This is a genomic window from Gluconacetobacter entanii (genome assembly GCF_013155425.1).
GTDB lineage: Bacteria > Pseudomonadota > Alphaproteobacteria > Acetobacterales > Acetobacteraceae > Novacetimonas > Novacetimonas entanii.
On the sequence record NZ_JABJWD010000105.1, the window covers coordinates 16,342 to 28,799 of the forward strand.

The 12,458-nt window shown below is 48.1% G+C and carries 12 protein-coding genes, 1 tRNA gene and 2 pseudogenes; 2 read left to right on the forward strand and 13 right to left on the reverse strand.

Going from position 1 to position 12,458, the window contains the following annotated elements:
• Nucleotides 1–3 precede the first annotated feature (3 nt).
• On the forward strand, nt 4–552 hold the full coding sequence (locus tag HNH97_RS15495; RefSeq protein ID WP_171791482.1) for a helix-turn-helix domain-containing protein: 549 nt from the start codon (nt 4–6) through the stop codon (nt 550–552).
• A 191-nt stretch (nt 553–743) separates the two neighbouring features.
• Here the strand turns inward: HNH97_RS15495 and HNH97_RS15500 are convergent, their stop codons facing one another.
• The 5 genes from HNH97_RS15500 to HNH97_RS15520 form a co-directional block, all read right to left on the reverse strand.
• The gene (locus HNH97_RS15500; protein WP_171791483.1) at nt 744–1,508 is read right to left on the reverse strand and encodes a hypothetical protein; all 765 of its coding nucleotides are present in this window, start codon (nt 1,506–1,508) and stop codon (nt 744–746) included.
• A 405-nt stretch (nt 1,509–1,913) separates the two neighbouring features.
• Nucleotides 1,914–2,516 (reverse strand): recombinase family protein, encoded by a 603-nt coding sequence (locus HNH97_RS15505; RefSeq protein WP_171791484.1) that lies wholly within the window; start codon nt 2,514–2,516, stop codon nt 1,914–1,916.
• 211 nt (nt 2,517–2,727) lie between these two features.
• Nucleotides 2,728–4,704 carry a relaxase/mobilization nuclease domain-containing protein gene (locus tag HNH97_RS15510; RefSeq protein WP_171791485.1) on the reverse strand — a complete coding sequence of 659 codons (1,977 nt, stop codon included), beginning with the start codon at nt 4,702–4,704 and terminating at the stop codon, nt 2,728–2,730.
• Nucleotides 4,701–5,045, reverse strand: a complete 345-nt coding sequence (locus HNH97_RS15515) for a MobC family plasmid mobilization relaxosome protein (RefSeq protein WP_171791486.1) — start codon at nt 5,043–5,045, stop codon at nt 4,701–4,703. The genes HNH97_RS15510 and HNH97_RS15515 overlap by 4 nt, the downstream gene beginning before the upstream one ends.
• 869 nt (nt 5,046–5,914) lie before the next feature.
• Nucleotides 5,915–7,492 (reverse strand): rolling circle replication-associated protein, encoded by a 1,578-nt coding sequence (locus tag HNH97_RS15520; RefSeq protein ID WP_171791487.1) that lies wholly within the window; start codon nt 7,490–7,492, stop codon nt 5,915–5,917.
• A gap of 247 nt (nt 7,493–7,739) precedes the next feature.
• On the opposite strand from HNH97_RS15520, the gene HNH97_RS15525 reads away from it, so the two are divergent.
• The gene (locus tag HNH97_RS15525) at nt 7,740–8,204 is read left to right on the forward strand and encodes a GIY-YIG nuclease family protein (RefSeq protein ID WP_171791488.1); all 465 of its coding nucleotides are present in this window, start codon (nt 7,740–7,742) and stop codon (nt 8,202–8,204) included.
• A gap of 6 nt (nt 8,205–8,210) precedes the next feature.
• Here HNH97_RS15525 and HNH97_RS15530 read toward each other — a convergent pair whose 3' ends face one another.
• The 8 genes and pseudogenes from HNH97_RS15530 to HNH97_RS15560 form a co-directional block, all read right to left on the reverse strand.
• Nucleotides 8,211–9,122 carry a tyrosine-type recombinase/integrase gene (locus tag HNH97_RS15530; protein WP_171791489.1) on the reverse strand — a complete coding sequence of 304 codons (912 nt, stop codon included), beginning with the start codon at nt 9,120–9,122 and terminating at the stop codon, nt 8,211–8,213.
• 17 nt (nt 9,123–9,139) lie between these two features.
• Nucleotides 9,140–9,918 (reverse strand): IS5 family transposase gene (locus HNH97_RS15535; protein ID WP_171791492.1). Its coding sequence is split into 2 segments (ribosomal slippage): nt 9,140–9,577 and nt 9,580–9,918, totalling 777 coding nucleotides; the frame shifts between segments, so codons are not numbered across the junction.
• 46 nt (nt 9,919–9,964) lie between these two features.
• Nucleotides 9,965–10,471 carry a hypothetical protein gene (locus HNH97_RS15540; RefSeq protein WP_171791490.1) on the reverse strand — a complete coding sequence of 169 codons (507 nt, stop codon included), beginning with the start codon at nt 10,469–10,471 and terminating at the stop codon, nt 9,965–9,967.
• Nucleotides 10,472–10,492: 21 nt separating this feature from the next.
• Nucleotides 10,493–10,654: pseudogene (locus tag HNH97_RS18405) on the reverse strand (DUF6538 domain-containing protein); the annotation flags it as partial.
• Nucleotides 10,655–10,747: 93 nt separating this feature from the next.
• Nucleotides 10,748–10,836 (reverse strand) — tRNA-Leu (locus tag HNH97_RS15545).
• Between the two features lie 91 nt (nt 10,837–10,927).
• Entirely contained in the window at nt 10,928–11,635 is a 708-nt protein-coding gene (locus tag HNH97_RS15550) for a M48 family metallopeptidase (protein ID WP_110913637.1), read from the reverse strand.
• Complete coding sequence (locus HNH97_RS15555) at nt 11,635–12,144, reverse strand: YcgN family cysteine cluster protein (protein WP_407716833.1); 510 nt, start codon at nt 12,142–12,144, stop codon at nt 11,635–11,637. Before HNH97_RS15555 ends, HNH97_RS15550 begins: the two co-directional genes overlap by 1 nt.
• Nucleotides 12,145–12,170: 26 nt before the next feature.
• A pseudogene (locus HNH97_RS15560) lies at nt 12,171–12,458 on the reverse strand (hypothetical protein); the annotation flags it as partial.

Genomic DNA, 12,458 nt, shown 5'->3' on the forward strand with positions numbered 1-12,458 from the left:
CGCATGGCACCACGCATTCTCCTCCAGCCCGGGCAGATCTGGACCCCACAGGACAGCCGGGTTCCCTGCCGCCGGATTGTCGATCTTTCGGAACGGGTGCTTGCCTACAGTCCCTTTCCCGATACCGATACCCCATCGTACGAGAACGTCAGCCAGTCTTTCTTCCGCCGCTGGATCCGCGAAAGCAGGGCCACACTGAGCGGGCAGACCGAAGCCAGGGCCGCGCCAGCGACGGAACTGGCCAAAAAGGTCGCCACCCTGCGCAAGGCCTGCGGCATGAGCCAGAGCGAACTGGCCGCAGCAATGGGTCTCAGCCGTTCGGCAATCGCCGCCCTGGAAACAGGCCGTACCAGCAGCGCCAACAGGCACCTGCCGAAGCTTGCGCAGATCTTTGAAGTGCCGCCCGAACTGTTTCTGGGGGGAATGGTGGAGCAGACCACGACCATGGACCTCTCCCCCGATGAACGCGACCTTATCGACCTCTATCGGCGGCTGCCAACAGAACGCAAGATGGAAATCCAGAAATATGCCGAACGACGTGCCAGAGCCTGAATAGTCGCCCGGAACAGGCCCGACAAACATCCTGTAAATTCAAAGAAGTTTTTGGTGAAGCTTTTTCCAAAAAGCTTCAGAAGAACACCGCCCTTTGGAAACAGGGCGACACCCAAAAAACCTTTACCCCCTTCATCACCCCATGATTTTCCAACACCCCCTGAAAACATCAGAATGGAATGGCTGTTTTTCTAACACCCATTCAGGGCATGGATGCTCTGGATAAAGTTCCGTCCCCCACGCACGGTCGTGGTGACTGTCGCCCTGCCGTTGCAGGCGTGTGATTTTGTTGCGTAATGGTAATTGACAATGAAAGTACTGTCATTTTCCTGTGCGATACTCACCACACGGATGGGGTCAGCCAATCCGCCATAAAACCGGGTAAGATTCGACGGTGAAAATGCGGGTGTGGAGCGTTTTTCCGGGATGACCATGGCAGAGGCCACCGTCCCCTGCGCGGCCCCCAGTGCGTCATAGAATGCCTGTATCGTCGTTGCCGCGGTTCCGTATTCGTCAGTAAATTCCATGGGTTTTGCCTGCGCAATGCTGACGGAGGTCACTGTCGCAACAAGTGGTTCATGGTGATGCCCGGTTATAGCCGCCATTGCATCCGTAAGATGGACCGTCACGTCCTGATGCAGCAGATGACGGAACTGTTCATCCATATCCTGTCCCGACACCAACTGGACATATTGGAAATACTTGCTCGGGTCAGCAGCCTCATCGCCAGAAAGACAGATGGGGTCATGAAGCTTCAGCACATACGAGGGTTCCGGCGTATCGCCTGTCTGCACATCTTCATAATTCGGCGGCCCGGGAAACATGACATATTCAAGCGTCCCGGTCAGTTCCGATGGTTCCCCGTTCCCCAGATTATAGCACCCGCCCGCCCATGCGGATGCCTGCGCGAAGCAGCATATCATTGCGGCCAAGGCAATCGGAACATATCTTCTCATCTGGAAACACCCGAAAAAAATAATTCCCCGTAATATATTTCCGATTACTGATCATGTCTACAAGAACAGCATGGAACCAATCTATTTTATTCAGGAAATATGCAGATTTATTCAGGTATAGGCATGATCTGTTTCCTGCGGGACGCAGCGACTGCTATCCCCGGCAACCTGCCACGATCCGGGGAGCACACAGATACAGCCCTGCGCGGAGGCAGGAGTCCGCGCCAGCAGGCTTTGCGCCATCCTGTCAAAAAAATCGGACCATTTCAGGTGTCTGTGGTGCGAGCTGCGGGACTCGAAAGACAACAATCCCGCACACTCTTAATTAACATTATGATATTAAAGGATTTTATGGTCTGTTTATGTGGAAGATTGTAGAAGGGTTATGTAGAAAATCAAGGGGGTTCATAGTGCGTCTTCAAGGTCGGTCTGACGATTATCCTGGAAGGACGTTTTTTCCTTGACGTTTATGATTTGCCAAATAGTGGAACGGCTTGCGTTGAACTCGCGGGATAATTTTGTGTAGCTGTCTCCAAGGGTGTGAAGCCTACGGATTAGGGCTTTATCCTTTGTTGAAAACTTTTCCTTGCGTCCAAGTTTCACGCCTTCGCGTTTGGCTTGTTGTAGCCCTGCATTTACGCGCTGTTTAATATTTTCACGCTCAAGCTCTGCGACTCCAGCAAGGATTGTAAACAGGAAACGTCCAAGGCTCCCGGCTGTGTCGATTCCCTCGGTCAATGACCGAACGGACACGCCTCGTTTTTTTAAATCTTCCAGAAGATTGAACAGGTGAACGGTTGACCGTCCTAATCTGTCCAGTTTCCATATTGTGACGGTATCTCCGTCCTGTATTTTTGAAAGCATGTCATCAAGTGCGGGTCGTGAAGATTTAGCGCCTGATGCTTTATCTATGAAGATTTTTTCGCATTTTGCGTTTTGTAATGCGTCCACCTGCATGCCTTCGTTTTGGTCTGCGGTTGACACTCGTGCATATCCATAATTTGCCATGATAATGTCTCCTAAAAATGAAATTTTCCTTCTATAATTTCCGAACAGATAAACCGAACAGTATATCCGTGCTTATTCCGTTTTTTTATTATCGTCTTGATAGTGTTAGATAAAGTAAAGTTTTCCGAACACTTTTTTATTATTATCCAACCCGTGAAACGCAAGTCAAGAAAAATGAATGAAAAATTAAATATAATATGTTGACTTTATTTTATTTTGTTTCTGTTCTCATAATATTGTTGGTTTCTCCCGTTTTTTCACTGATTGGTGGATAATTTTTATACCATTCCTCGGTGATTTTTTTAATTTTTATATCATCTGATATAAAGTTTTTTATTGTCTCTATGTCGGTTTTTAGGTCGTCTGGTGTAAACTGGTCGGCATATTTTCCTGTTCCGTTCCATGTTTCCCTTAATAGTTTTAGCGTCTCTTTATCGTCCTCGTTTTCCGATTTTTCAAGATTTTTCATATAGATATCAGGGTATAGGTTTGCGATTTCCTCGCTCATGAAATCACCGCCTAAGTCGTTCAGCCATGTTTGGAAGTCGTCAAAAGGAACATTATGTTTTTCGCATATACTGGCATACCTGGAATGTGCTGACTTATATAATCCGTAAGATTTCCATATTATTTGTTGTTTTTCTCGGTCATTCATCAAACTGAATTCCTCGGATGTAATCGGTGGGAATACGTCTGGTTTAATGATGGTCGGGGTCGGCTTTTCTTTCTTCATTGTATAACCGAACAAGCGAAGAAACATCTCGACCAATAATAAGGAACAACTCGTGTCTATTGTGTTGTTGTGTTTATTAATATGGTATTCTTGCTCTCTGATATTCTTGTATTGTTGACGGAAGAACTCCCTATTCCCGTTTTTGTCCTCCTTTATTTTTTGTTTTATGTTCTCCATATATTCTGGTGTGATGACCGATAAGTGACGGTTATCCTTATGTTTCTTGACGTTAAAGCCCCGTCTTATTCGTGCCTGTGCGCGAACGCTCGCAATATGTGACTCTGGTTTGTTATTATCTGTCGGTTCTGCTCCATTATCGTGTTCAGTGACTCTTGGATTTGCTGGATTGGGTCTATTTCGTCCGTGTTCTCTGGTGGCTCCAAAAGGTCCAATATCTGGGATGTGTCGCTTTTCACCTTCATCAATGTCGGGCTTTCCCCTTGTTGCTGTAGGGGTTTCGGTCGTTCTGGTCTCCTCCCTTGGTCCTGTGTGTTGTTTTTTGGTTTGTGTAGGGGCTTCCCCTCCCCTTCCCTCTTTTTGCCCTGTATGGGCATCCTGTGCGTTTCTTCCTTCTTGTCCATTGTTCCTGTGTCGTTGTCTTTCTTCGTCCATTTCCAAATGCTCATTTTTTAAATCCTCCTGATATTGATTATATAATTTGGCAAACTCGCCCTTTTTTATTTTAAGTAAGCGATTGACGGAACCGATTAAAGTCCCTTCCTTTTCAATAATATAAGTGTCTTTCTTGTCCCCTTTTTTGAACGTGAAACCATTATGACCAAGCCCTGATATAAAGGCTTTTAGGCTGTCCGATTGGCTCCAAATGTCTGTTATTATGGATTTTTCTTCGGGTAGGCTTATGCCTTTTCGTTCGGCTTTTCTCTGCAAATTTGTAGAAAAGGAAGCGCCTGGAAGTTCGCCTTCTGTAAGGTGTTGGATGGTGTTCGCCTCTACTGTTTTGCCTTCCTGTTGAAGTGCATGGAAAACAGCGCGGTTATGTCGCCCTTGTGTAATGTTTTGCCCCGTCCTGATTTCGCTCAAACGGCTTAATTTCTCGTTTCGTTTGTAGCTGTTTCGGCAATCAAGTGCCCGCCCCGTTTTTTGGTTATAATGTGGGACAATCATGTGCCAATGGATGGCACTGTTTTCTTTTTTTGTTCTCTGCTTTTGATGCTCAACAATGACGGCATCAGACAAATCAAACCCGTATTCATATGCTATGGCTTGAAAATCTTGGCGGGCTTGTTCTCGTGAAATCTCACGCTCTGGGGATATTTTAAAATGGTGAAAGCCGTATTTTAGCCCCGTGTCGCGTGCATCCGTGACCATGTTAGCCATGTCCAAGGCATTGCCTTGAATTGGTGTAATGCGTTCGTTTTTCGGTCCTTCAAATATGTGCGTTGCCGTCTCTTGGTGTCCGTTTTTTGAAATGACGGGTCCGCCTTTTATTATCATACGGTTGCCCTTGGTTTGTGTCTGGTGGGTCTTATCTGTTTTAAGATTTTCCGTATGTCTTTGTTTATGTTTTTTATTTCTGATAAATCGGCGTCAACTGTTTCTCCTTGGTTCAATTTTTTGGCTATTTGGTTGACGTTGTTGCCAATGCTGTTGACCTCTCGACGTAGGTTTTCCAGTTCGTGAATCAGGTCCGTGCCATGTTTTCCAAGTGCCATTGATTCCGTCATGATGTGACGGGTCCATGTTGATAGATTTTTATGGTTAGATGCCTTGGCGAACGTCATTAATTCCCGTTTTTCGTCATCGGTTATTCGTATGTGTATCGTTTCCTTTCTCATGTTTTTTTTGTCTCCTTCTTATGGGTTCAACAGGGCGAAGCCCTTTGCCGGGTGGTGGATGTGTAAACATTCACCATGCCTGGCTCCATTATAGGCACAAAGGCATGCAAATATAAAATAAACATAATACAGTTATTTCTATATTTTATAAAAAATAACCCGGAATAGTGTTATTTATAATAATTCTAAAGCATGAAAGGGACGTTATGACCAATTCCGTTAATTGTAATGATATTGCTGTGAAATTGACACCCACTCCTCAAGTGGTGAATAAATCAACAGGCGCTCCTATACCTGGTGCGTATGTTACAAAAATTTCATTCCCGAAGACTTCAGTTCAGACGCAACACGGAACTGTTCATCATCTTAGTGGTCCTCCTACCGCTGAAGTTTCCTTAAACGGTGGAAACTGCTCTGATGTTCCTGTGATATAGTTATCGGCAAATGAAAGGCTGGATTGATTTCCAGCCTTTTAAAGCGTCTTGGAAGCCTCTAAAATCTTGGTTGCAACCAAACTTGATTTTTACCTTGGTGCCTCTCCACGGTCCTTCAAAAGACATCTCTGTGGATATTGTGGTTATCATTATTCTGTATGTTTTTAGGATAGCCAGGCATGGCGAATGTTTACACATTCACCACCTGGCAAGGGGGGATGATATTCCCCCGTTGACCCCCTATTTTTCGTTATCTTTTTCCAATGTTTTTGGAATCTTGCCGCTATAATTTTGTGGCTTTCATCAGCATCATGACGCTATCGCGGGCTACGCCTTGGCATTGCTCATGCCAATCCTGATGACCGCCCGTTTTTTGCCGTGTGCGTGCGTTTCTGCTCATGGATGACAAAGGAAGGGCGTCCCCTTCCCGTGCCTCTACGGGCATCCAGACGTAGCTGTAGCGTTTGCGGGCATGGCTGTGGTGTCTGGTGATGGTGGCGGTATTCCTGTGATGATGTGCGGTGGTCTGGTGTTGTTCATTTGATGTCTCCTTTTTTCTATTGACGGGTTTGCGTGATTGTGTATTTTCGTCATTGGTGGTCCTCTTGCAGGTTGCCATACTTTTTTATTTATATTCTTCATCTTATCGACACCTCTTTGTTTTCTGTCACTTTTTGACTGTTCCCTTTTGGTCGATAACTTGACTCCTTCAGTCATGACCCGTTTGATTTGTGACCATGAACATGGCGGGCGTTTGATTTCTTTGAAAGCGCCAAGGCTATCCAGAACTGTCATCATGTTTCGTTTGCGTATGTGACATTTTAGGAATCGTTCATGATTGAACCGTTTCCGCTGTTCTGGTGTCATCTCTGCTTTAATATGTGCCAAAATCTTACGTTCTGATTTTGACAACTGGTTATCATCGAACACCTTGATATCGTGCCAAGTTTTATAAACTTTGTCGTATGATTTGATGACACCTTTAGGGATGCCGAAGAACCTTGATTCTGATATGACCTGAAACCCTGATGACCGCTTGTTATGGTCATCGGTTACGATTGCTTTAGTGATATATTTCCCGACATTGATAGCCGTGCCTTTTGCTATTCGCTGAACGCATTCGCCACCGTCATGCGGATGACTGGCATACATCGGGTATATGTTTGTTTCCACGTCGCTTATGATGATTTTTTGTGTGAATATGATAGCATGTATATGCCATATTCCTGTTTTTTGTTGTTCAAATGACTTGATACCGAAATTCAATATTTTCCTATTACGTAATTTTTTCTGTAAACCATTCCACAAATCGCTGACGCATTGCTTTGATTGTGCAATGCTATCGCGGTCACATGTGATGGTTATGAACGTGGCGCGATACCCGTTTGTGTTTGCGAAGTCTTCCAGCCCTGCAAGGATAGCCCTGTTCCTAAATAGACGTGCCCTCTTGGCTCTATCGTTGTCGCTGATATCATATGATGGCTTAATGTGTTCGCGTTTGCCGTGATGCTTGCCATGTCCATTTTTTCCGAACTGATACCAGTTGATGGCCTGTTCACTGTCATCATCTGCGATTGGTTCCAGGTCTGTTATCGGTTCGATTTCATGGAACTCAGGAAACTGTTTTAAAACATTGAAAGCGAACGTGTTTCTTTGCCTTGTGTATTCTTTCAGGTGTGAAATCAGGCATGTCTTCAGTTCCCCGATTGTCCACCTTTCAGGTGTTCCGTCATCCCTGATTACGTCCACGGGGTCGGTATCTGATAGACCTGATAAATCAGGGATGTGTGTCCTTGTTATCCGTTTGATAACGGGTTTTACGGGCTTTGGTTCTTGCATTGCCTTTTGCCACATGGATAATGGCGTGTACTCAGGCTTTTTAACTGCTGTTATCTTTGATTTGTTTTTGTTTTCTTCTCTTGCAAGGTCAAACATTGATTTAGGTTTAAAAACCTTTTTTACATCTAATGTTATTTTTTTCTTGATGTTTTCAGTGTTATTTATTATATTCATAATTAAAGGTCTCCTGTTGTGCTCCTTTCGTCCGGCCAAAGATTTCGGGAAAACACGGGTTTAAATATAAGGGTGTCATCATCATGATGATGCCCTTTTCTATTATTGAAACAGAACTATTCGAAATATCCAAGAAAATTGTTGCATATATTCTGGTTAGGCATACGTCTTCTAAAAAAATAGCATGTCTATATATTCTTTTATTGGGTTATATCTGCGAATATTCTTAATGGGAATGTGTAGTGATATGGAAACCAAATTATCTGTTGACGGTCATATATTTGATTTTATTTGTGATATTGAACCGAAAAAGAACGAAGACGGAAGCATTAATCCTTTAATGCCTCAATCTCGATATAAGAATATCAAGGGCTTACCACTCAATCGTTATGGAATTGGTCCATTTTGCAAATTCAATATTCCGAAAAAATTAAATTGGATGGGTGTGTATATATTAGATGTTGATGGTCTTCCTAATTATGTAGGGGAATGTAAAAACTTTTCAGAACGATTTAATAATGGATATGGAAATATATCCCCGAAAAATTGTTATAAAGACGGGCAACATACGAACTGCCGTATAAATAACCTAATTTATAATGCTTGTTCTGATGACAAAAAGGTTCGGTTATGGTTCTTGAGAACCGATAATTATAAGGAAATTGAAGCGACCTTAAGGGCATCTCAAAGAATGTCATGGAATCTGGTGTAATGCCCCTTATGTTTTTGGTTTGAATAATTTTTCTATATTCCAGAAAACTGGGTATGTGACGCTTTCTGCAACTTTGGTAAGGTTTTCGATGTCAACGTCATCGAAGTAAACGGTATTACCTACGGATTTGTTGTTTCCTTCGTGACCAAGGAAACTGTCAATCCATGACTCTCTTAACCCGCCTTCTCCGTGTTCGTGGATGTTTCGAAGTTTGGTTGAAACATTATGACGGAAGGAATGGAAAACGACGCTTTTTCCGATTCCTAATCTGGTTTTGAACTTGCTAAAATCTCTTTGGAAATGTGCTGACCGTTTTTTATCCTGTCCTGTGAATTGTAGGTCGTGGAACAGGTAGTGTCTTCCTTGGTTTCTGGCTCGTGTAGCAAGGTCCAGGATGCCTGCGGTACGAAGTGCTGAACAGATAGGGATGACGCGACTTCCCGCCTCGGTTTTTGCGCTCCATGCGGTCCAAGGCTGGTTTTTAATAGGCTCATGGTCTTGGACTATGATGCAATAAGCCCCTTTGATTTCTTTGATATCTTGGGGTCTAAGCCTACAAATCTCTTCCAGTCTCATACCTGTATATGACGCGATGGCGACAATCATGGACGCGGTTTTATGGCTGATGGTTCCGAACTGCCAAGGCTGTCCAGTGATGGTTTTTAATTCTGTGTCGCTCCATCGGACACGTTTGGTTTTTGGCTTGTTGTCGAATTGCCACCCGCCTGTGAATACATTTCTATCCACCATATCCCTTAACAGGAAATGTTTGAAAAATGCTGATAGGCGGGTGAAATGATTTTTAACGGCTTTTCCTGAAACTCGTGGCAATTTTTTCAGGTTGGCGTATTCGACAAATTCTTGGATGGTTCTGTTATCGTTCCGTTGTTTTCCGTAGGTTTCGGGCAACTGTTCCATAAGGCTTTTAGGGCCTGTTAGGTCTTGATATAGTCTGCTGTAGCAGCGATGAGGATGACGGAGAGGAAGGATGCGGCGGTCTTCTCATATCGGGTCGCGACAGCCCGCCATTCCTTGAGCCTTGCCCACAGATTTTCGACCAGATGCCGGTGTCTGTAAGCCCATCTGGGACAGGCGACTTCTGGATCATTCTTCCTTGGCGGAATGACAGGACGAGATCCCCGGTTCCAGAGATCTTCACGGAATTTGTGCGAGGCATATCCGCGGTCACAGACGACATATGTCGGCGAGTGTAGCAACTCGTCGAGCAGGGCATAGGCACACGGCAGTTCATGTGCCTGGCCGGGCGACAGCGTGAAGGACAGTGCCCTGCCACGTCCGTCCGCGGCTACGCAGACTTTGGTACCAAAGCCTCCACGTGAGCGGCCAAGCGCCTCACGATCCCTGACGCATCCTCTGTATCCCCCTTTTTGGCGGCCCCGGCCGCCTTGTGATGGGCACGGATCGTCGTGCCATCGAGAAAAACCATGCCAAGAGCCTGGTCGCTGTCTTTGACCTTTTCAAAGAGGCGCTGCCACACACCGAGCTTCGACCATCGAATGAACAGTTGTGCGGCAATCCACCACGGACCAAACTCAGATGGCAGGGCGCGCCATTTCGCGCCGTTCTGATGGCGCCAGAAAATCGCGGAGATCGTCCGTCGAAGGTTCTTCGGTGGCGTCTTCCCTTTTGGACGGACTTCCTCGATCAAAGGCTCCCAGACGGACCAGGCGGCATCAGAAAAGACAGACTGCATCATGCTCATCATAAACAGCTATGCAGTCCGTTCTGTCATTCAAGACCTAACAGGCCCTAAACGCTCCTGCGTCTTCGCCTGTATAATCTCGGATAGGTTTATCGCCACAGACTTCAAGGAAACGCCTGAAGGTCATTTGATATGACTTAATGACGGTTGATTTGGCTTTGACCTTAGTGGCGAGGAAGATGGGGACGGACTCGGAAAACAAGGGACTGGGCTTTGTTTCCTGTGGTTTTAGGAAAGCCTTCATCTCGTTAATTTGGCTTTGAATATCCACCAAAGCTGTGGCGGTTGGTGTTTTTAACTGTTTGATATTTTTGATGGTTTTTTGAAGAAGGTGGATGCCTTGTTCTGCGATATCTTTGGCTTTTTCTGTTTCTTGAATAAGTTCTATGGCATGCAGATTATGCTTTAACTCCTGTTGCTTATTTTTGGTTTTCAGGGTCTGTATTTCGTGCCTGTATGTTTTAATAAGCGATGCGAACAACTCCCGAACGTCGTCGGGTAGTTCGTCCATGATGAATGTTTCGCTTTCTGTTAGTTCTTCCATGATTCGTGTTGCTGAACTGAACAGCCTTTCGGTGATGGCGTAGATTTCGCAAGCGTATGATTTTGCCTTGTGTCGCTTTGTCGTTCCAAGGCTATGCCATATTTCCCTTTTTCCGATAATATCACGAATATGTGAAGGGACGGCTCTGCGGAAATGGTATCCCGAATCCAATCGAATCAACACGGTAATCGGCTCACATTGTAGAAGCCGATTGTAGAAGAATCGGCTTTCTGGTTTCCGAAAACCAAAAAAGCCAATTATATCAATATGTTATACTGGTGCGAACTGCGGGACTCGAACCCGCACGCCCTGTTAACGGGCGCAAGATTTTAAGTCTCGTGCGTCTACCATTCCGCCAAGCTCGCATCGCATGCATCTTCTAGCACACACACCACGCACGACAACTCAACCTGCCACGGTTTGAGGAGATTTCGGCACAAAAAACACAAGGGACACCTATTCCTGCATATCGCGCAGCAGGGTGGCCCCTTCACGGCGCAGCCAGGCTTCGGCGGTGCGGCGGTGCGGTGTCAGCCGATCCACCAGTACCCAGAAATCAGGTCCATGGTTCATGTGCCGCAGATGCGCCAGTTCATGGGCCATCACGTAATGCTGCACCTCCGGCGGGGCCATCACCAGACGCCAGCACAGCATGATCGCCCCATCGGCGGTACAGCTACCCCACCTGCTGCGGGTATCGCGGATCGACAGGCGCGTGGGACGCAGCCCTGCCTGCCGCGCCAGCGCCGTCAGTCCCGTGCCGAGGCGCAGGCGCGCTTCCTCACGCAGGAAGGTCGTCAGACGCCGGACCAGAAACGCGGCTTCCCCACTGACATGCACCACGTCTCCTTCGATCCACACGCCACGCCGGGCATCGGGACAGTGGCGGATGGCGTGGGGCCGCCCGTCGATCAGTACCTGCCCCCCGTCATGCCATCGCGGGGCCTTGGGTATGCGGGCAAGGTTGGCGGCAACCCATGCCGAATGTGACCGCAGCAGCGCCAGCGCGTCCTCGCGCCGGGCACGCGGCGGGAGGGTCAGGACGACATGGCCACTGCGGGCGTCGATCCGCATGGAAATGCGCCGCGCACGCGCCGAACGACGCCAGCATACCGGGACCTGCCCGCTGGCGATGGCCACGGTTTCGGGGCCATCCTCGCGCATCATCCGCGCGACGCGATGTCCGGGGGCTGCGTGCTGTCGGCGCCGGGGGGACACTCACCGGGCCATTCCACGATATGATCCTCCAGCGCGCCGGCGCGGCGCTCGCTGATGACGCGGCCGCTGACCGACACCCCGGCCTCATGCACCGTCTCGGGCCGCCCGGACACCAGCGGGTGCCACCATGGCAGGGGCCTGCCTTCGTGGATCAGGCGGTATCCGCAGGTGGGCGGCAGCCAGTCGATCTCCTCCAGCATGTCCGGCGTCAGGCTGATGCAGTCCTGCACCTTGCGCTGGCGGTTGGGATAATCCGTGCACAGGCACGTCTTCGTATCCAGCAGGCGGCAGGCGACATCGGTAAAGACGATCTCCTCCGTCTCATCATCGCGCAGCTTGTGCAGGCAGCACCGCCCGCACCCGTCACACAGGGATTCCCACTGCGCGCGCGTCATGCGCGACAGCGGAACGGTCATCCAGAACGGACGCTCCCCTGCCTCATTGCCATTTTCCATGCCCATCGCCCCCATGTCCCGTTCCGTCATGTCCCAACGCCCGCCCCCGCGTCCACCATGGCGGCCAGCATGCCCATACCCAGTCCTGCGCAGGCCGACAGCACAAGCGACGGCCCCAGCAGGGGCAGCCACAGCATGCGCACACGCATCCATGTCCCCGCCCCCAGTCCCCATGCCGTGCGCGACACGCTGGCCGGCACACGCAGCAGGGTCCGCAGCGGCAGCACCGTCACAAGCGGGCACAGCAGCATCCCCTGCAACACCGGCCACATGCCCGCGCCCCCCGCCCCGAGCAGGCGCGGCAGGCACAGCGC